The following is a 16,619-nucleotide window of genomic DNA, read 5'->3' as shown; positions in this document are numbered from 1 at the left end:
TTACGTCCACAGACTTATCCACAGCTTTCGTGGACAACCCCACAGCCCGCCGGCCTGTTCGCGCGCCCTGGCCCGGCGCATATCGGCAAGGCCCATGACCGAGCCCGCCCCCCCCGCCCCGACCGAGCCCGACGCTGCCGCCGCGCCGATGCACGGCCTGACCGTGATCGAGACGGCACTGCTCACCCTGCCCGCCTCGCCCGGCGTCTATCGCATGCTCGATGCGCGGGGCGAGGCGCTCTATGTCGGCAAGGCGCGCAACCTGAAGAAGCGCGTCGTCGCCTATACCCAGGTGGCGCGCCTGCCCGAGCGGCTGCGCCGCATGGTGTTCGAGACCCGCAGCCTCGAGATCGTGACCACCGCCAGCGAGGCCGAGGCCCTGCTGCTGGAATCGAACCTCATCAAGCGCCTGCGCCCGCGTTTCAACATCGTGCTGCGCGACGACAAATCCTATCCCTGGCTGGTGCTGACCGAGGACCACCCCTGGCCGCAGATCGCCAAGCACCGGGGCGAGCGCCGCAAGGGCGCCAGCTATTGGGGCCCCTTCGCCTCGGTCTGGGCGGTGAACCAGACCATCACGGCGCTGCAGCGCGTCTTCCTGCTGCGCTCCTGCCGCGACACGGTGTTCGACAGCCGCACTAGGCCCTGCCTGCTGTTCCAGATCAAGCGCTGCGCCGCGCCCTGCGTGGAGCGCATCCCGCGCGAGGACTACGCCGCGCTGGTGGCGGATGCGAAGCAGTTCCTCTCCGGCGGCACGCCCAGCATCCAGAAGCGGCTGGCCGCCGAGATGGAGGAGGCCGCCGAGAAGCTGGAATTCGAGCGCGCGGCCGCGCTGCGCGACCGTATCCGGGGGCTCACGCACATCCAGGGCCATGACCGCATCAACCTCGACGGCGTGGGCGATGCCGATGTCGTCGCCCTGCATCAGATGGCCGGGCAATCCTGCGTGCAGGTCTTCTTCTTCAGGGGCGGGCGCAACAACGGCAACCGGCCCTATTTCCTCAGCCATTCCAAATCCGACCAGCCACCGGAAGAGGTCCTGGCCGCCTTCCTCGGCCAGCTCTATGACGACCTGCCCCCGCCCCCCCTCGTGCTGGTCAGCCACGAGCCGGAGGATGCCGTCCTGCTTGCCGATGCGCTCAGCCTCAAGGCCGGGCGCAAGGTGGAGATCCACCGCCCCCAGCGCGGCGACAAGAAGGAGGTCCTGGACCACGCCGCCACCAATGCGCGCGAGGCGATCGAGCGCCGCATGGCCGAGGGCGCCGCGCAATCCGAGTTGCTGGCCGGCGTGGCGCGGGTCTTCGACCTCGCCGGCCCGCCGGAGCGCGTGGAGATCTACGACAACAGCCACATCATGGGCAGCAACGCCTATGGCGTGATGGTCGTGGCCGGCCCCGCGGGCTTCCTGAAATCCGCCTACCGCAAATACGGCATCAAGGACGCCAAGCCGGGGGACGATTTCGGCATGATGAAGGAGGTCTTCGAGCGCCGCTTCGGCCGCGCCCTGAAGGAGGACCCCGGCCGCGAGGGCGAGGGCTGGCCCGATCTGGTGCTGATCGATGGCGGCGCCGGGCAGCTTGCCGCGGCGAAGGAGATCCTGGCCGAGCTGGGCGTGGACGACATCCCCCTGGTCGGCATGGCCAAGGGGCCGGACCGCGATGCCGGGCGGGAATTCTTCCATGTGCCGGGCCAGGCGCCCTTCCAGCTGCCACCGCGCGACCCGGTCCTCTACTACCTGCAGCGCCTGCGCGACGAGGCGCACCGCTTCGCCATCACCACCCATCGCGCCGGGCGATCGAAGGCGCTCGTGACCTCGGAGCTGGACGAGATCCCGGGCGTGGGCAGCGCCATCAAGCGCCGCCTGCTGAACCATTTCGGCTCGGCGCGCGGCGTGCGCCAGGCCGGGCTCGCGGATCTGGAGGCCTGCCCGGGCATCGGCCCGGCCGTGGCGCGCAAGGTGCACGGGCATTTCCACCCGACGGGCGGATGACCTCGCCCAATCGATCCGGATTTGCTAGCTAGGCCCGGCATGCCGACCGACCTGCCCAACCTGCTGACCCTGTCGCGGATCGTTGCCATCCCGCTGCTGGTGGTGCTGGCCGCCATCCGTACGCCGGAGGCGGATCTGGCCGCCTGCGTGCTGTTCTCGGCCGCGGCGATCACCGATTATTTCGATGGCAAGCTGGCCCGCAGCCGCAAGCAGATCAGCGATCTGGGCCGGATGCTCGACCCCATCGCCGACAAGCTGCTGGTCGCCTGCGCGCTGATGCTGCTCGCCGGCATGGGTCGGCTGACCGATTTCGGCCTGTTTCCTGCCATCGTGATCATGCTGCGGGAGATCCTGGTCTCGGGCCTGCGCGAATACCTCGCCGGGCTTTCCGTCGGCCTGCCGGTGACGAAACTCGCCAAGTGGAAGACCGGCTTCCAGATGGGCGCGCTGGGCACGCTGCTGGCCGGCGACACCGCCGCGCCGCTGCTCGGCCTCGGCTGGCTGCCGGTCTCCCTGATCGGGGAGCTGATGCTCTGGACCGCCGCCGTGCTGACGATGCTGACCGGCTGGGACTACCTGCAGGCTGGGCTGCGCCATGTCGGCGCCGGCACGCGGCCGGAGCCGAAACCCGCCCCGGCCGCCGAGGCCGATCCGGCGCGGCCCTGAATGCCCCGCAAGCCCTTGAGCCTTTCCGCAGTGCAGCGCATCTTGCCCTCGACCATTCCGAACATGGGAGCCGTCATGGCCGCCACCCCTGCCTGCCTCCCCCGCCTTGCCACCCGGGCGCCGGTGCTGGCGCTCGCGCTGTCGCTCGGCGCCTGTTCCTACATGCCCGCGGCGCCGGATATCGGCCTGTCGAGCCTGTTCCCGCCCTTCCTGCCGCCGACCAGCGTGATGAGTTCGGATGCGCTGACGGTCCAGCGCGTGCGCGGTGGCAACCCGCAGGTCGAACCGCTGCTGCCCGAATCCGGCAATGTCTGGCCGGCGGTGGAGGCCCCGCGCCCGACCCTGCTCGGCAATGCCGATGAGGCGATGCGCAACATCCCCGCCTATTCGCCCGCCCTGGTCCAGGGCGCGCCGCCCGCGCGCTCGCCCGTGCCCACGCCGGGCGTGAGCGAGCCGCGCAGCCCGGTGGGCGATGTCTCGCCCCCCGCGCGCCGCACCGTCAGCCCCGCGCCCCCGGTCCGCCCGGCCAATGCCGCCAACCCGGCCGGCACCGGCCCGATCGGCGGCGGTGCGGTGATCCGCGACGGCAATGTCGAGACCTGGATCGGCCCGGATGGGCGCAGCCATACCCGGATCGTCACACCCTGAGGCAACGCCGGTGCAGATCCTCTACTTCGCCTGGGTCCGCCAGAAGGTCGGCCTCGCCGAGGAGCAGGTGAGCCCGCCCGCCGAGGTGCGTGACATCGCTGGGCTGATGGCCTGGCTCGCCGCGCGCAGCCCCGGCCATGCCGCCGCCTTCGCGCAACCGAAGCAGATCCGCGCCGCGGTGAACCAGGATTTCTGCGCCTTCGACCACCCGGTGGCCCCGGGAGACGAGATCGCCTTCTTCCCCCCCGTCACCGGCGGCTGAGCCGTGACGCCGACCATCCGCGTGCAGGAAGCGCCCTTCGACCTCGCCGCCGAATCGGCGCGGCTGACGGCGGGGCGCGTCGATGTCGGCGGGCTGGCGAGCTTCGTCGGGCTCTGCCGGGCGGATGACGGGCTGGAGGCGCTGGTGCTGGAGCACTACCCCGGCATGACCGAGCGCGCGCTCGGCCGCATCGCGGCGCAGGCCTGCGCGCGCTGGCCGCTCACCGGCTGCACGCTGGTGCACCGCGTCGGCCGGATCACGCCGGGCGAGCCGATCGTGCTGGTGCTGACCGCGAGCGCGCACCGCATGGCGGCGCTCGAAAGCTGCGCCTTCCTGATCGACTGGCTCAAGACCGACGCCCCCTTCTGGAAGCGCGAGGACTTCGCGGGCGGCGAATCCCGCTGGGTGGCCGCCAAGGACTCCGACACCGAGGCCGCGGCGCGCTGGGCGAAAGGCGCTTGATCGGGGCCGTTCTCGCCATCGCCGCCGGCGCGGTGCTGCTGATCTGGCCGGCGCTGCTGAACGGCTACCCGCTGGTGTTCAGCGATACCGGCGCCTTCCTGCACCAGACCCTGGGTCCCTTGGTGATCTGGGACAAGCCGCATGTCTATGGGCCGCTGCTGCACCTGTTCCATGGGCGGGTGAGCCTGTGGGGGCCGGTGCTGGCGCAGGGGCTCTGCGTGTCGCACCTGCTCTGGCTGGCGGTGCGGGCGCTGCGCGGGCGGGCCGATCCGGCGCTCCATCTGCTCGCCTGCCTCGCCGCCGTGGCGCTGACCACCGCGCCCTTCACCATCGCCCTGCTGATGCCCGATGTCTTCGCGCCCATCGTGACCCTCGCGCTGCTGCTGCTGGGCTTCTGGCGCGAGTCGCTCAGCCGGGGTGAGGCGCGCTGGCTGGCGTTGCTGGCGGCTGTGGGCATCGCGGCGCATCTCTCCCACCTGCCGCTGGCGGCGGCGATCATCGGCCTCGTGCTGCTGGTGGGGCGGAACCTGCGCGCCACCATCCGGGTCGCGCTGCCGCTGCTGGGCGCCGTCGCGATCCTGCTGGGGACGAATCTCTGGGGACATGGGCGGGCCAGCCTCTCCCCGCATGGGGCGACCTTCATGCTGGCGCGGCTGCAGGCGGATGGGCCGGCGGCCGAGGTGATCCGCACGCGCTGCCCGGAGTCAGGCTGGTATCTCTGCGCCTTCGCCGACCGCCTGCCGATGGATTCCGACGCCTTCCTCTGGGCGCCGGACAGCCCCGTGAACCGCGCCCCGGACGGCACGGCGCGCTTCCTCGGCGGCGCGCTGCTCTCGGCCGAGGCCAGCGTGATCGTGGGCGAGACGCTACGCGCCCAGCCCTTCGCCGTGGCCTGGGCCATGCTGGGCAACACGCTGCGCCAGATGGTCACCGCCACGGCCGGCGACACGCTGGTGGACAGCCACCTCGCCGCCGCTGTCCGGCCCCGCATCGCAGAGGGTTTTCCGGCGCGGGAGCTGGCCGCCTATGACGCGGCGCTGCAGCCGCGCGGCCTGCTGCCCGAGGCCGCCGCCCCCTTCCTCTGGCCGCATGGGCCGGTGCTGGTGCTGGGCGCGGTGCTGGCCCTGCTGGCCTGGCGGCAGGCAATGCGCAGCGGGGACCGCCGCCGGCTTGGCCTCGTGGTGGGGCTGCTGGTCGCGATCACGGCCAATGCCCTCGCCACCGGCGGGCTCTCCAAGCCGCATCTGCGCTATGAGGCGCGGATCCTGTGGCTGATGCCGATCCTGGCGGGGCTTGCCCTGGCGCCGCGACGGCCCGTCGCGGATCAATAGAAGAAGCGTTCCTCCACCACCTTGCCCTCGCGCACGGTGTAGAGCCCGATCTCTGTCATCCGCGTGCGCTTGCCGCTCGCTTTCTCGGTCACGTCGATGGTGAAATGCAGGGTGAACTGGTCGCCATGCACCCAGGGCCCCTCGGTGAGGGCCTCGTGGATCTCATGCGCGGCATACCACCATTCGCTCTTGGCCTTGACGGCGGCCGTGCCTTCGACCCGGGCCATGGGGCCGGGAATATCCTCGAGGCTGACGATGCCGGGCGCGTTGAACTGCGCCGCAGCCCCTTCATGGTCGCCGGCCTTGCACAGGGCCGCGAAGGCGGTGGCGACGTCGCGGGTGGTCATCATGGCGTGGGTTCCTCTGCGAATTCGCGCGATCCTGCCGCGGCCCGTGTGACAGTTGCAATCGCGCCCTCGGCGGCGGTGCAGGCGGCGATCAGCAGGCCGATCTCGTTCCAACTGGCGCGGCGTTCCAGCACCATCTGGCCCTGCGTCTCGCGCAGCACCTCCGGCCCCAGTTCGGCGCCGAGCCGGGCGTAGAAGCGCAGGCCCCCGGCATTGCGGGCGAAGACCCAGAGATCGGCGGTCTGGCAACCCTGCGCCTGCAGCCGACGCGCGGCGAAGCCCAGCAGCGCGCGCCCGATTCCCGCATTGCGCATGCCGGGTCGGACATGGAGGTTGTCCACATGGCAGTTCGTGCCCTCCCGCCAGGCGGCGGCGAAGCCCGCCACCTCCCGCGCCGCGGTGGCCAGGATCACGGCGCCAGGCCGGCGCTTGCCGCCGAGCATCGCCTGCCAATGCGCCTCCAGCGTGGCTTCGATGGGGCCGCCGAGGAAGTGCGGGTCCAGCACGTCGCGATAGGCGTCCCGCCAGGAGGCCACATGCAGGGCCGCCACCGCCGGCGCGTCGTTGGGGCGGGCGGTGCGGAGCCTGAGAGCCATGGCTTGGGTCCTCGCCGCAAGATGCGGCGTGTCGAGCAATCGGGCGGGGCGCGGTCGCTACTCGCCACCACACCCTTGCCCTATATCCGGTGTAGGATCGCCATGCGATGGCAATGGAAGCGACCCGGGCGGAAAACATGCCGAAGACACGCAGTGCACAGCGCGGGGGCGCCTCGGCGCCGGAAAGCTGGGGGAAACCCGCATGAAGGCCGAGGCTGAGGCACGGACCGTGGCCGAGGACCGCGCCACCCCGGCGCCCGCGCCCGGCGCCGGGCGCAACCTGCTCTTCCTGCGGGAGGAGGAGCTGCGCCTGGCGCAGGACCTGCTGTTCTTCGGCTACCGGGACTTCACCGCCGGCGCCGACGCCATCCTGGCCGAGTTGCAGATGGGCCGGGCGCATCACCGCGTGCTGCATTTCGTCGGCCGCCGGCCGGGCATCACGGTGGGCGAGCTGCTGGGCATCCTCGGCATCACCAAGCAGTCGCTCGGCCGGGTGCTGACCCCGCTGATCGAGGAAGGCTTCGTGGTGCAGACCTCGGGCCGCACCGACCGCCGCCAGCGGCTGCTGACCCTCGGCCCCAAAGGCGCGGCGCTGGAGCGGCAATTGTTCGAACGCCAGCGCGACACGGTGATGCGCGCCTATCGCGAGGCCGGGCCCCAGGCGGTGGAGGGTTTCCGCCGCGTCATGCGCGGCCTGATGGGCCCCGAGGCGCGCGAGGCGCTGCAACGCCTGGAAGACCCGGCCCCCGAGGGCACGCCCCGATGAGCGCCGCCGAACCCGCCCATCTGCTGGTGGTGGACGACGATTCCCGGCTGCGCGCGCTGCTGCAGCGCTTCCTGACCGAACAGGGCTTCCGCGTCACCGTCGCGGCGGACGCCGCCGCGGCGCGCCGCGCCTTGGCCTCGGTCAGCTTCGACCTGATGGTGCTGGACGTGATGATGCCCGGCGAGAGTGGCATCGAGGTGACGGAGAGCCTGCGCCGCGACGGGGTGGAGGTGCCGATCCTGATGCTGACCGCCCGCGGCGCGCCGGATGACCGGGTGCTGGGCTTCGAGAGCGGGGTGGATGACTACCTCGCCAAGCCCTTCGACCCGCGCGAGCTGGGCCTGCGCATCCGCACGATCCTCCGCCGCGCCGCCCCCGTGCCGGCGCCGGAGGTGAATCTGGGGCCGGTGCAGCTCGGCCCGCGCTGGTTCGACCCGAACCGCGCCGAGCTGCGCGGGCCGGAGGGGGTGGTGCGCCTGACGGGCGGCGAGCAATCGCTGCTGCTCGCCCTCGCCCAGCGCCCGGGCGAGGTGCTGAGCCGCGAGGAGATCGCCACCGCGCTGGGCACGCCCGAGGCCGGGGAGCGCGCCATCGACGTGCAGGTCACCCGCCTGCGCCGCAAGGTGGAGCCCGACCCGCGTGAGCCGCGCTTCATCCAGACCGTGCGCCACCGCGGCTATGTGCTGCGGCCGGGGGTCTAGGCGATGCGGTTCAACGCGGTGGACCGGATGCTGCGCGCCGCCCTGCCGCGCGGGCTGCTCGGGCGCTCGCTGCTCATCATCCTGCTGCCGCTGCTGATCCTGCAGGGCGTGGCGCTGCAATTGTTCTATGGCGGGCATCTCGACGTGATCTCCCGCCGCCTCGCCTCCGGCGTGGCGGGCGAGATCGGCCTGGTGACCGAGCACATGGCCCGCCACCCCGGCGCGGAGGAACGCGCCTGGCTGTTCCGCGAGGGCGCCTGGCGGCTCGACCTCGGCCTCGCCTTCGAGCCCGGCGCCACGCTCGGCCCCACGCCCGCCCGCGGGCCCTGGCTGCCGCTGCTGCCGCTGGAGGAGGATCTGGCGAATGCGATGCATGAGCGCGTGCGCCTGCCCTTCGACGCCGATTGGCAATCCGACCCGCGCAGCGTCGTGATCCGCGTCGCCCTGCCCGATGGCGTGCTGCATGTGGAGGCGCCGCGCAAGCGGCTGTTCACCTCCACCCTCTACCTCTTCGTGATCTGGCTGGTCGGCACGGCGCTGCTGCTCTTCGCCGTGGCGGCGATGTTCATGAAGAACCAGGTGCGCGCCATCCGCCGCCTGGCCGGCGCGGCGGAGGCCTTCGGCCTCGGGCGCGACATCGGCCCCATCAAGCCCGAGGGCGCGGCGGAGATCCGCCAGGCGGCCTCGGCCTTCAACCGGATGCAGGAACGCATCCGCCGCTTCGTCGCCCAGCGCACCGAGATGCTGGCCGGCATCAGCCATGATCTGCGCACGCCGCTCACCCGCATGCGCCTCGCCCTGGCCGTGCTGCCCCGGCAGCCGGAGGCGGAGGAGGATATCGCCGCCCTCAGCGAGGACATCGCCGAGATGGAGCGCATGGTCGCCGCCTACCTCACCTTCGCTCGCGGCGAGGGGCAGGAGCAGGCGCAGCCCGCCGACCTCGCCGAGCTGGTGCGCGAGGTCGCGCGCAAGGCGCGGCGCGACGGGGCGGAGGTGGCGGTGGAGGGCCCGGCCGAGCTGGTGCTGCCGCTGCGCCCGGATGCGCTGCGGCGCTGCCTGGCCAACCTGCTCGACAATGCGCGCAAGCATGCGGGGCATATCGCGGTGGCGGTGGGGCTGGTGCCGCGCCCCGATGCCGGGTCCTGGGCGCAGGTGACGGTGGATGATGACGGGCCGGGCATCCCCGCGGCGCAGCGCGAGGAAGCCTTCCGCCCCTTCGCGACGCTGACCGCCGGCGGCACGGGCCTGGGCCTTGCCATCGCGCGCGACATCGTGCGCGCGCATGGCGGGGACATCGTGCTGGAGGACAGCCCGCTGGGCGGGCTGCGCGCGCGCGTCAGGCTGCCGGTCTGAGGAAGACCGGCGCCTGAGGGTGGAAGCCTACTTGCCCGCCTTCGCGGCCATGGCCTTCACCTCGTCCATCGCCTCGGCGAAGCGCTTGTTCAGCAGGGCCAGCGCCTCGCCATTCGACTTCTGGATGAGGTCCGCGACCTCACGCATGTTGGCCACGGCGCGCTCATAGCTGGCCTTCAGCAATTCGGCCTGGCGGGCGGCATTGGCCTGCGGGTTCTCGGTGCCGGACATGACGCGGATGGCGTCCGTCATCTCGGCCATGGAGGATTGCAGGATCTCCATATGCCGCCGCGCCACGGCCTGCGCGCCTTCCAGCGCCACCTTGTTGGCGGCCGAGAGCGCCTCGAGGTTGCGGCGCTGCGCCTGGGCCAGGCCCTCGAGGTCCGGCATGGCCGGCAGGCGGAATTCCGCCAGCATCTTCATCATCTCGTCCGGCTTCATGCCGAATTGCTGCGCCATGCCCATTCTCCCCAGCCCTGGTTGTGGCGGGAGCATAGCCCATCGCGGGCGCGGGCAGAAGCGCGGCGGGTCACTCCCCCGCGACGGGCGCGGCGAGGTCCCCATCATCGAGGCGGAAGCTGCGCGCCGCCTGCTCGGCCCGCTCGAGCGTCTTGTCGAGGGTCGCCATGGTGGGGCCGAGATCCTGCGTCTCATCCTTCGACCAGGCATTGACCACGCGCATCCACACGGCGCCGAGCGCCAGGGCGCGCAGCCGCCCGCGCGGGCTCTGGCTGTCGATCTCGGCGGCGTCGAGGAAGCGCGCCATGCTGCGCTGGAGCACCGGGCCGAGCGCCACGGCCAGCACGGCATCCGACCACATCTCGGAGATCAGGCGCTTCATGCCCTCCCGGTGCGGCTGCAGCGCATCGATGCCGCGCATCAGCACATCGAAGATCCGGTCGCGCGGCGTGCCGCCCTGGCCGGGCAGGGTGCCGGCGGCGACGATCTCGGCCACGCGCTCGCCATGCAGGCGCAGCAGGTCGAGCCGCGAGGGGAAGCGCTTTGCCAGCACCGCGGTGCTGAGGCCGGAGGCGGCGGAAAGGCGCGCGAGGGTGACGCCGCGCCAGCCATGCTCGGCGATCACGCCGAACAGCGCGTCCATCAGCTGGTCGTCGGGGTGGGGGGCGGTGTGCATGGCAGGATGGTGGGGGCTCGGGTGCCGCTCGCCAATGGGGCGGGCGCGATTATCCGGCCAATTCGCGGGACCGCGCGGTGGCGGCGGCGATGGCCTGGGACATCAGCGCCGGCCAGGCGGGTTCGGCCATCAGCACGGCGAGCGCACGCTCGGTGGTGCCCTTGGGGCTGGTGACGTTCTTGCGGAGCTGGGCGGCGTCCTCGCTGCTGGCGCCGAGCAGGGCGCCGGAGCCCGCGACCGTGGCGCGCGCCATGCGCCGGGCGAGGTCGGGCGGGATGCCCTGCTCGATCGCCGCGGCCTCCATCACCTCGGCGAGGAGGAAGACATAGGCCGGCCCGCCGCCGGAGACGGCGGTGACGGGGTCGAGCAGCGCTTCCTGCTCCACCCAGGCGGTCTCGCCCGTGGCGGCCAGCAGCGTGTCGGCCAGCGCCTTCTGCGCCGGGCTGACCGAGGCCGAGGCGAAGGCGACCGAGAAGCCCTGGCGGATGGCGGCCGGCGTGTTCGGCATGGCGCGCACCACGGCCGCGCCTTCGCCCAGCAGCCCCTGCATGAAGGCGACCGTCTTGCCGGCCATGATGGAGACGAAAACGCCCTTGGCCGCGAAGCGCGCGTAATGCGGCAGGCTGGCGGGGGCTTCCTGGGGCTTGGTCGCCAGGATGATGGCGGCGGGGGCGAAGCCGGCCGGGATCTCGGCGGGGTCGCGCAGCAGGGTGGCGCCGGGGATCGGGCCGGTGGCGAAGGGATCGACCACGAAGGTCTCGCCGAGGCCACGCTCGCGCCAGCCGGCGAGCATGGCGCCGCCCATCTTGCCGCAGCCGATGAGAAGCAGGGGGGGAAGGGTGTCGCTCATGCGCCGCAGGGTTGCCCCCGGCGGCGCCGCTGGCAAGCCCGCGCTTACCGGCCGCAGCTGGCGCTCAGCGCGCTGTAGCGGGCGGCGTCGGTAGCCCAGTTGAGGGTGGCGCAGGAGTCGCCCTGCGTCACCTGGATGGCGGCGGTCGCAGCGGTCAGCGCGCTGGCGCCGATGCTGCCCAGGGCGATCAGGGCGATCAGGGCGATGGCGGTGCGGAGCATGGCGGCGGTTCCTTCGGTGCGATCTCGTGAGGGAAGGATGCCGTCCTGGACGTCCCAGGAATAATCGATGGTTTCTTTAGGAAGCGTAGCCTTTTCCTATACCACGGATGAATTTCCGGGATTTCATCCGAAAAGCGAAACCCCGGCATCCTTTCGGATACCGGGGCTGCTGCCCTGCCGGAGGGGGGGGGTCTCAGCGGCGGGGGCAGGGCACCGCCATGCGGGCCAGGCGCTGGGCCTCGGCATGCTTGCCAGTGCGGATCTGGGTGGCCACCGCGGCGGCCAGGGCCGTGTTGAACTCCTGGCACCCGCCGGGGCCCTGGGCCACCGCCTGCTGGTGCGAGATCTGCCGGGCCTGCTGCGCGGCGGCGGGGGTGGCGCCCAGAGCGGCGATGGCGGCCAGGGCGATCAGGGCGGTGCGGATCATCGGGGCGGTTCCTTTTGGCTTCGCGTTCGTCGGTGAGGGAAAGATGCCCCACGCGAAGCCAAAGGAATAATCGATGCTTACTCTGATCCGATTAGGCAGAGCCTATGGCAAGGCCAGCATGGATGATGTCCTCAAACGGCGGGCGCCGGCATTCGCCGGCTTGCCTTCGCGCCATGAGGCGCGGCGGCCCTTCGGCCGCCCGGCCCGCGTGAGGAGCGCGGGCCGCCTGTTGTCAGGCCTCGCCGACGCAATCCAGCATCGCTGCCTGCAGCGCCTCGGCCGGCGCCTTGCCGCCCCAGAGCACGAACTGGAAGGCGGGGAAGAAGCGCTCGCACTCGGTAAGCGCGATGTCGACCATGTCTTCCAGGCTCTCCGCCGAGGCGCCAGGCGCGCCGCGCAGCAGCACGGCGTGGCGGAACATCGGCACGCCATCGTCCGAATCGATGCCGAAATGCCCGATCCAGAGCTTCTCATTGGCCAGCGCGAGCAATTCGTAGAGCTTTTCCCGCCGCGCCGCGGGCACCTTCAGGTCGAAGGCGCAGGAGAAATGCATGGCGCTGATCTCATGCGACCAGGAGAAATAGAGCCCGTAGTCGCACCACTTGCCCGGCGCCTCCACCGCCATCTCGGCGTCCGAGCGGCGGTCGAAGGTCCATTCATTGGCGGCGACGATCTGTTCGAGGACGTCGAGCGGATTGGCGGAACGGTCGCGCTCGTCATGGCCCAGATGGATGGACATCGCGGCACCTCCTTGGCCAAGGCGGCTCGGCCGACCCCCGAGGGATTGGGGGTCACATCCCGAATCGCCACCACCCCTAGATTACGCAGGTGCAAAACGCCGCCGCAAGAAGAGCCTTTGCCTGACTCTGCAAAGATTTGGCGACGGCGGTGCAGATGCCGCTTCGGCTCCGCCCCCTATTCGACGTCGCCCAGCCCCGCCGCCGGGGAAGCGAGGCGGGCCTCCAGCGCCGCCACCCGCGCCTCCAGCGCCTCGGCCTGCTCGCGGGCGCGGCGCGCCACTTCCAGCGCGGCGTCCAAATCCTCGCGCTTCACCAGGTCGAACTTCGCGATCACCGCCTCCATCTGCGCGCGGCCGATCGCCTCGGCCTCCGCCTTGGCGCCGGCGACGATGGAGACCGCGCCGCTCGCCATCCCCGCCAGATCGCCGAAGATGCCGCGCTTGCCCTCGCCGGTCGCTGCCATGAGCCTCACCCTTCCCTGCCTGAACCACCGCGCCTATACCCCGCGCGCGCCGGTTAGTTGAGCCGTGATCGCAGGGGAACAAGCCGTCAATGCATCTCGTGACCGGCGGCGCCGGCTTCATCGGGTCGAACCTGGTCGCCGCCCTGGCCGCGCGGGGCGCGGAGATCCTTGTGGTGGACCGCCTGCGCGACGGGCCGAAATGGCGCAACCTCGCCAAGCACCGCATCGCCGGCATCCTGCCGCCGGCAGAACTGCCCGGCTTCCTGGCGCGTTCGCCGAAGCTCGACGCCGTGATCAACATGGGCGCGATCAGCGCCACAACCGCCACCGATGGCGACCTCGTCGCGGCCAGCAACCTCACCCTGCCGCTGATGCTGTGGGAGCATTGCGCGCGAGAGGGCGTGCCTTTCCTCTATGCCTCCTCCGCCGCGACCTATGGCGATGGCGCCCTGGGCTTCGCGGATGACGAGAGTGCGGCGGCGCTGTCGGCGCTGCGGCCGCTCAACCTCTATGGCTGGTCGAAGCTCGCCTTCGATCGGCGCGTGGAGGACCTGCTGGCGCGCGGCCGGCCCGCGCCGCCGCAATGGGCGGGGCTGCGCTTCTTCAACGTCTATGGCCCGAACGAATACCACAAGGGCCGCATGGCGAGCGTGGTGTTCCACAAATTCCATGAGGCCATCCAGGGCGCGCCGGCGCGGCTGTTCCGCTCCGACCGGCCGGACTACGCCGATGGCGGGCAGATGCGCGACTTCGTGCATGTCGATGACTGCGTCGCCACCATGCTCTGGCTGCTGGACAATCCGAAGGTGAGCGGCCTGTTCAACGTGGGCGCCGGCACGGCGCGCAGCTTCCTCGACCTGATCCGCGCCATGTATGCCGGGATGGGCCGCAACGCCGCCATCGAGTTCATCGACATGCCCGAGGATCTGCGCGGCAAGTACCAGTATTTCACCGAGGCGCCGCTGGGGAAGCTGCGCGCGGCAGGCTACACCCGCCCGGCGACGGTGCTGGAGGAAGGCGTGGGCCGCTATGTCCGGGATTTCCTGATGCAGCCGGACCCGCATCGCTGATGTTCCTCGCCCTGCCCTTCCCGATGATCGACCCGGTGCTGGTCGAGATCGGCCCCTTCGCGCTGCGCTGGTATGCGCTGTCCTATATCGGCGGCATCGTGCTGGGCTGGCTGCTGCTGCGCCGCCTTGCAGCGCTCGCCCCTGTCGCGGCCTCACGCGAGCAGGTGGATGACCTCGTCACCTGGGCGACGCTCGGCATCATCCTCGGCGGGCGGCTCGGCTATGTGCTGTTCTACCGATTCGCCGACTATCTGAGCGCGCCCTGGGAGGCGCTCTATGTCTGGCAGGGCGGCATGTCCTTCCATGGCGGGGCGCTGGGCGTGATCCTGGCGACCTTCTGGTTCTGCAAGCGCCAGGGGCTTGATCCGCTCACGCTGGGGGACCGCGTGGCGGCGGTGGTGCCGATCGGGCTCGGGCTCGGGCGGCTGGCCAATTTCGTCAATGGCGAGCTGTGGGGCCGGGTCAGCGACGTGCCCTGGGCGATGGTCTTCCCCACGGGCGGGCCGCTGCCGCGGCACCCTTCGCAGCTCTACCAGGCCTTCCTGGAAGGGGCCTGCCTGCTGGTGGTGCTGCAGGTGCTGGTGCGGATCCCGGCCATTCGCGCGCGGCGCGGCTTCCTGACCGGCGCCTTCCTCGCCGGCTATGGCGTGGCGCGCAGCATCGGCGAGTTGTTCCGCCAGCCCGACGCGCATCTGGGCTTCCTCTTCGCGGGGGCGACGATGGGGCAGCTGCTCTCGGTGCCGATGATCCTGGTGGGGCTGTACCTGATGGCGACGGCGCGTGCCCGCCCTTGAAGGGGTCCAGCGGCTTGACCGCTTCATGGCGCGCGCCGTCGCCGCCTATTACGCGCGCGCTTCCTCCCCCTTCGGCCGGGCCGGGGATTTCGCCACCGCGCCGGAGATTTCCCAGGCCTTCGGCGAGGTGCTGGGCGCCTGGGCCGCCGTGGTCTGGCAGCAGATGGGCAGGCCCGATCCGGTGCTGCTGGTCGAGGCCGGGCCGGGCCGCGGCACGCTCATGGCGGACGCACTGCGCGCCATCGGCGATGTCGCCCCCGATTTCCGCGCCGCGCTTCGCCTGCACCTGATCGAGACCTCGCCCGCGCTGCGCGCCGCCCAGGCCCGCGCCCTGCCGGCGGCGCAATGGCACGCGGATTTCGCGACCCTGCCCGAGGGCCCGATGATCCTGCTCGCCAATGAATTCCTCGACGCCCTGCCGATCCGCCAGTTCGAGCGGCGTGGCGGGGTGTGGCTGGAACGCCATGTCGAGGCGGGGCGCTTCGTGCTGCTGGCCGCCGAGGATGCGCCCACCTTGCCCGCCAACGCCCCCGAGGGCGCGGTGCAGGAGGTGTCCGAACCCGCCATCGCCCTCGCGGCCAGCCTGAGCGCGCGCCTTGCCGCGCAGGGCGGGGCCGCGCTGTTCCTCGACTACGGCCCGGCCGAATCCGGCTTCGGCGAGTCCCTCCAGGCGGTGCGCGGCCAGGCGCGGGGGCTCGACCCCCTCGCCGAGCCGGGCGAGGCCGACCTCACCGCCCATGTCGATTTCGCGGCCCTCGCCAGGGCCGCCCGCGCCGCCGGCGCCACCGCCCATGGCCCGCTGCCGCAGGGGCTGTTCCTGACCCGCATCGGGCTCATGCGCCGCGCCGCCATGCTGGCCCAATCCCGGCCGAGGCTTGCGGGGGAGATCCTCTCGGGCGCCGAGCGCCTGGTCGCGGCCGAGGCGATGGGGCGGCTGTTCAAGGTGCTCGCCCTCTGCGACCCTGCCCTGCCGGCGCCGCCGGGTTTCGAGGCCGCTCCCGCATGACCGCCCCCTTCCTGACCGATCCCGGCCTCGCCGTGCCGCATGGCTTCTTCACCCGCGCCGGGGGCGTCTCGCGCGGGGCCTTCGCCAGCCTGAATTGTTCCCTGTCCGGCCGCGACGATGCCGACCATGTCGCGGAAAATCGGCGCCGCGCCGCCGATGCGCTGGGCCATCCGGCCGAGTCCCTGCTGGCCCTGACCCAGGTGCATGGGGTGGCCGTGGCCGATGCGCGCCAGCCCTGGGCCGAGCGTCCCGTCGCGGATGCGATGGTGACGGACCGGCCCGGCCAGGTGCTCGGCATCGTCACGGGCGATTGCGCGCCGGTGCTCTTCGCGGATGCCGAGGCCGGCGTGATCGGCGCGGCCCATGCCGGCTGGCGCGGCGCGGTGGCCGGGGTGCTCGAGGCCACGCTCGAGGCCATGCGCGCGCTGGGCGCGCGGCGCATCACGGCCGTCGTCGGCCCCTGCATCGCCCAGAGGAGCTACGAGGTCGGCCCCGATCTGCGCGACGCCGTGCTGGCGCGCGAGGCCGCGGATGCGCGCCACTTCGCCCCCGGCGAGCGCGACGATCGCTGGCAGTTCGACCTGCCCGGCTATTGCGTCGCGCGGCTTGCCGCCGCCGGCGCCCAGGCCCGTGCCACGGGCCATGACACGCTGGCGGAGGAGGCCCATTTCTTCAGCTTCCGCCGCGCCACCCTGGCCGGCGGAGGGCCGATAGGGCATCAGCTCTCGGCCATTGCGCTGCCGGGATAGACGCGATGCCCTACATGGTCATGTTCGTGGTGCTGATGATTC

Annotated in this window: 22 protein-coding genes; 13 read left to right on the top strand and 9 right to left on the bottom strand. The window is 71.9% G+C overall.

Features of this window, described 5'->3' with window-relative positions; translation table 11 throughout:
• The first annotated feature begins 94 nt into the window (after positions 1–94).
• The 6 genes from uvrC to AC2D9U_RS13155 all read left to right on the top strand — a co-directional run bounded on the left by uvrC (position 95) and on the right by AC2D9U_RS13155 (position 5,359).
• On the top strand, positions 95–1,990 hold the full coding sequence (gene uvrC, locus AC2D9U_RS13180; RefSeq protein WP_484749654.1) for an excinuclease ABC subunit UvrC: 1,896 nt from the start codon (positions 95–97) through the stop codon (positions 1,988–1,990).
• A gap of 39 nt (positions 1,991–2,029) precedes the next feature.
• Positions 2,030–2,656, top strand: a complete 627-nt coding sequence (gene pgsA / locus AC2D9U_RS13175; RefSeq protein ID WP_484749653.1) for a CDP-diacylglycerol--glycerol-3-phosphate 3-phosphatidyltransferase — start codon at positions 2,030–2,032, stop codon at positions 2,654–2,656.
• A 75-nt stretch (positions 2,657–2,731) separates the two neighbouring features.
• Complete coding sequence (locus AC2D9U_RS13170) at positions 2,732–3,304, top strand: hypothetical protein (protein ID WP_484749651.1); 573 nt, start codon at positions 2,732–2,734, stop codon at positions 3,302–3,304.
• Between the two features lie 10 nt (positions 3,305–3,314).
• Complete coding sequence (gene moaD, locus AC2D9U_RS13165) at positions 3,315–3,566, top strand: molybdopterin converting factor subunit 1 (RefSeq protein WP_484749649.1); 252 nt, start codon at positions 3,315–3,317, stop codon at positions 3,564–3,566.
• 3 nt (positions 3,567–3,569) lie between these two features.
• The gene (locus AC2D9U_RS13160) at positions 3,570–4,028 is read left to right on the top strand and encodes a molybdenum cofactor biosynthesis protein MoaE (protein WP_484749648.1); all 459 of its coding nucleotides are present in this window, start codon (positions 3,570–3,572) and stop codon (positions 4,026–4,028) included.
• Positions 4,025–5,359: a hypothetical protein gene (locus tag AC2D9U_RS13155; RefSeq protein WP_484749647.1), complete on the top strand. Its 1,335-nt coding sequence runs from the start codon at positions 4,025–4,027 to the stop codon at positions 5,357–5,359. Before AC2D9U_RS13160 ends, AC2D9U_RS13155 begins: the two co-directional genes overlap by 4 nt.
• Here the strand turns inward: AC2D9U_RS13155 and AC2D9U_RS13150 are convergent.
• Together AC2D9U_RS13150 and AC2D9U_RS13145 are read right to left on the bottom strand one after the other, a co-directional pair.
• Positions 5,353–5,706: a SnoaL-like domain-containing protein gene (locus AC2D9U_RS13150; RefSeq protein ID WP_484749645.1), complete on the bottom strand. Its 354-nt coding sequence runs from the start codon at positions 5,704–5,706 to the stop codon at positions 5,353–5,355. The two genes, AC2D9U_RS13155 and AC2D9U_RS13150, sit on opposite strands and share 7 nt — an antisense overlap.
• Positions 5,706–6,302 carry a GNAT family N-acetyltransferase gene (locus AC2D9U_RS13145; RefSeq protein ID WP_484749644.1) on the bottom strand — a complete coding sequence of 199 codons (597 nt, stop codon included), beginning with the start codon at positions 6,300–6,302 and terminating at the stop codon, positions 5,706–5,708. The genes AC2D9U_RS13150 and AC2D9U_RS13145 overlap by 1 nt, the downstream gene beginning before the upstream one ends.
• Before the next feature lie 202 nt (positions 6,303–6,504).
• On the opposite strand from AC2D9U_RS13145, the gene AC2D9U_RS13140 reads away from it, so the two are divergent.
• Genes AC2D9U_RS13140 through AC2D9U_RS13130 form a run of 3 tightly spaced genes read left to right on the top strand, consistent with a single transcriptional unit; the run spans position 6,505 to position 9,122 of the window.
• Positions 6,505–7,068: a MarR family winged helix-turn-helix transcriptional regulator gene (locus AC2D9U_RS13140; protein ID WP_484749642.1), complete on the top strand. Its 564-nt coding sequence runs from the start codon at positions 6,505–6,507 to the stop codon at positions 7,066–7,068.
• Positions 7,065–7,769, top strand: coding sequence for a response regulator (locus tag AC2D9U_RS13135; protein WP_484749640.1), 705 nt, complete (start codon positions 7,065–7,067; stop codon positions 7,767–7,769). Before AC2D9U_RS13140 ends, AC2D9U_RS13135 begins: the two co-directional genes overlap by 4 nt.
• A gap of 3 nt (positions 7,770–7,772) precedes the next feature.
• Positions 7,773–9,122, top strand: a complete 1,350-nt coding sequence (locus AC2D9U_RS13130) for an ATP-binding protein (RefSeq protein ID WP_484749639.1) — start codon at positions 7,773–7,775, stop codon at positions 9,120–9,122.
• A 27-nt stretch (positions 9,123–9,149) separates the two neighbouring features.
• On the opposite strand, the gene AC2D9U_RS13125 is transcribed toward AC2D9U_RS13130, so the two are convergent.
• The 7 genes from AC2D9U_RS13125 to AC2D9U_RS13095 all read right to left on the bottom strand — a co-directional run bounded on the left by AC2D9U_RS13125 (position 9,150) and on the right by AC2D9U_RS13095 (position 12,958).
• Complete coding sequence (locus AC2D9U_RS13125) at positions 9,150–9,581, bottom strand: phasin family protein (protein WP_484749637.1); 432 nt, start codon at positions 9,579–9,581, stop codon at positions 9,150–9,152.
• A gap of 70 nt (positions 9,582–9,651) precedes the next feature.
• Complete coding sequence (locus tag AC2D9U_RS13120; RefSeq protein WP_484749636.1) at positions 9,652–10,257, bottom strand: TetR family transcriptional regulator; 606 nt, start codon at positions 10,255–10,257, stop codon at positions 9,652–9,654.
• Positions 10,258–10,306: 49 nt separating this feature from the next.
• Positions 10,307–11,107, bottom strand: a complete 801-nt coding sequence (gene proC, locus AC2D9U_RS13115; protein WP_484749633.1) for a pyrroline-5-carboxylate reductase — start codon at positions 11,105–11,107, stop codon at positions 10,307–10,309.
• A 44-nt stretch (positions 11,108–11,151) separates the two neighbouring features.
• Positions 11,152–11,328 (bottom strand): hypothetical protein, encoded by a 177-nt coding sequence (locus tag AC2D9U_RS13110; RefSeq protein ID WP_484749630.1) that lies wholly within the window; start codon positions 11,326–11,328, stop codon positions 11,152–11,154.
• 193 nt (positions 11,329–11,521) lie between these two features.
• Entirely contained in the window at positions 11,522–11,755 is a 234-nt protein-coding gene (locus AC2D9U_RS13105; protein ID WP_484749628.1) for a hypothetical protein, read from the bottom strand.
• A gap of 232 nt (positions 11,756–11,987) precedes the next feature.
• The gene (locus AC2D9U_RS13100) at positions 11,988–12,494 is read right to left on the bottom strand and encodes a type III secretion system chaperone family protein (RefSeq protein ID WP_484749627.1); all 507 of its coding nucleotides are present in this window, start codon (positions 12,492–12,494) and stop codon (positions 11,988–11,990) included.
• Between the two features lie 176 nt (positions 12,495–12,670).
• Positions 12,671–12,958, bottom strand: a complete 288-nt coding sequence (locus AC2D9U_RS13095; RefSeq protein WP_484749625.1) for an accessory factor UbiK family protein — start codon at positions 12,956–12,958, stop codon at positions 12,671–12,673.
• An 89-nt stretch (positions 12,959–13,047) separates the two neighbouring features.
• Between AC2D9U_RS13095 and rfaD the strand changes: the two genes are divergently transcribed.
• Genes rfaD through pgeF form a run of 4 tightly spaced genes read left to right on the top strand, consistent with a single transcriptional unit; the run spans position 13,048 to position 16,577 of the window.
• Complete coding sequence (gene rfaD / locus AC2D9U_RS13090; RefSeq protein ID WP_484749622.1) at positions 13,048–14,028, top strand: ADP-glyceromanno-heptose 6-epimerase; 981 nt, start codon at positions 13,048–13,050, stop codon at positions 14,026–14,028.
• Positions 14,028–14,822, top strand: coding sequence for a prolipoprotein diacylglyceryl transferase (lgt, locus tag AC2D9U_RS13085; RefSeq protein WP_484749619.1), 795 nt, complete (start codon positions 14,028–14,030; stop codon positions 14,820–14,822). The genes rfaD and lgt overlap by 1 nt, the downstream gene beginning before the upstream one ends.
• Positions 14,823–14,847: 25 nt before the next feature.
• Positions 14,848–15,828: a class I SAM-dependent methyltransferase gene (locus tag AC2D9U_RS13080; protein ID WP_484749617.1), complete on the top strand. Its 981-nt coding sequence runs from the start codon at positions 14,848–14,850 to the stop codon at positions 15,826–15,828.
• Entirely contained in the window at positions 15,825–16,577 is a 753-nt protein-coding gene (gene pgeF, locus AC2D9U_RS13075; RefSeq protein ID WP_484749615.1) for a peptidoglycan editing factor PgeF, read from the top strand. Before AC2D9U_RS13080 ends, pgeF begins: the two co-directional genes overlap by 4 nt.
• The last annotated feature ends 42 nt before the right edge of the window (positions 16,578–16,619 follow it).

The sequence above is a fragment of the Roseomonas sp. TF40 genome, assembly GCF_057219975.1.
Note: the sequence above shows the minus strand (reverse complement) of the source record. Positions and strands in the feature narration are given on the sequence as shown.

What these genes read in the sequence shown, in the direction of transcription:
- pgeF (WP_484749615.1), top strand. Translation starts at nt 15,825, where the DNA reads ATGACCGCCCCCTTCCTGACCGATCCCGGCCTCGCCGTGCCGCATGGC.
- AC2D9U_RS13080 (WP_484749617.1), top strand. Translation starts at nt 14,848, where the DNA reads ATGGCGCGCGCCGTCGCCGCCTATTACGCGCGCGCTTCCTCCCCCTTC.
- pgsA (WP_484749653.1), top strand. Translation starts at nt 2,030, where the DNA reads ATGCCGACCGACCTGCCCAACCTGCTGACCCTGTCGCGGATCGTTGCC.
- AC2D9U_RS13145 (WP_484749644.1), bottom strand. Translation starts at nt 6,302, where the DNA reads ATGGCTCTCAGGCTCCGCACCGCCCGCCCCAACGACGCGCCGGCGGTG.
- AC2D9U_RS13100 (WP_484749627.1), bottom strand. Translation starts at nt 12,494, where the DNA reads ATGTCCATCCATCTGGGCCATGACGAGCGCGACCGTTCCGCCAATCCG.
- AC2D9U_RS13105 (WP_484749628.1), bottom strand. Translation starts at nt 11,755, where the DNA reads ATGATCCGCACCGCCCTGATCGCCCTGGCCGCCATCGCCGCTCTGGGC.
- AC2D9U_RS13095 (WP_484749625.1), bottom strand. Translation starts at nt 12,958, where the DNA reads ATGGCAGCGACCGGCGAGGGCAAGCGCGGCATCTTCGGCGATCTGGCG.
- AC2D9U_RS13150 (WP_484749645.1), bottom strand. Translation starts at nt 5,706, where the DNA reads ATGACCACCCGCGACGTCGCCACCGCCTTCGCGGCCCTGTGCAAGGCC.
- AC2D9U_RS13125 (WP_484749637.1), bottom strand. Translation starts at nt 9,581, where the DNA reads ATGGCGCAGCAATTCGGCATGAAGCCGGACGAGATGATGAAGATGCTG.
- AC2D9U_RS13120 (WP_484749636.1), bottom strand. Translation starts at nt 10,257, where the DNA reads ATGCACACCGCCCCCCACCCCGACGACCAGCTGATGGACGCGCTGTTC.
- rfaD (WP_484749622.1), top strand. Translation starts at nt 13,048, where the DNA reads ATGCATCTCGTGACCGGCGGCGCCGGCTTCATCGGGTCGAACCTGGTC.
- uvrC (WP_484749654.1), top strand. Translation starts at nt 95, where the DNA reads ATGACCGAGCCCGCCCCCCCCGCCCCGACCGAGCCCGACGCTGCCGCC.
- AC2D9U_RS13130 (WP_484749639.1), top strand. Translation starts at nt 7,773, where the DNA reads ATGCGGTTCAACGCGGTGGACCGGATGCTGCGCGCCGCCCTGCCGCGC.
- AC2D9U_RS13135 (WP_484749640.1), top strand. Translation starts at nt 7,065, where the DNA reads ATGAGCGCCGCCGAACCCGCCCATCTGCTGGTGGTGGACGACGATTCC.
- AC2D9U_RS13110 (WP_484749630.1), bottom strand. Translation starts at nt 11,328, where the DNA reads ATGCTCCGCACCGCCATCGCCCTGATCGCCCTGATCGCCCTGGGCAGC.
- lgt (WP_484749619.1), top strand. Translation starts at nt 14,028, where the DNA reads ATGTTCCTCGCCCTGCCCTTCCCGATGATCGACCCGGTGCTGGTCGAG.
- AC2D9U_RS13170 (WP_484749651.1), top strand. Translation starts at nt 2,732, where the DNA reads ATGGCCGCCACCCCTGCCTGCCTCCCCCGCCTTGCCACCCGGGCGCCG.
- proC (WP_484749633.1), bottom strand. Translation starts at nt 11,107, where the DNA reads ATGAGCGACACCCTTCCCCCCCTGCTTCTCATCGGCTGCGGCAAGATG.
- AC2D9U_RS13140 (WP_484749642.1), top strand. Translation starts at nt 6,505, where the DNA reads ATGAAGGCCGAGGCTGAGGCACGGACCGTGGCCGAGGACCGCGCCACC.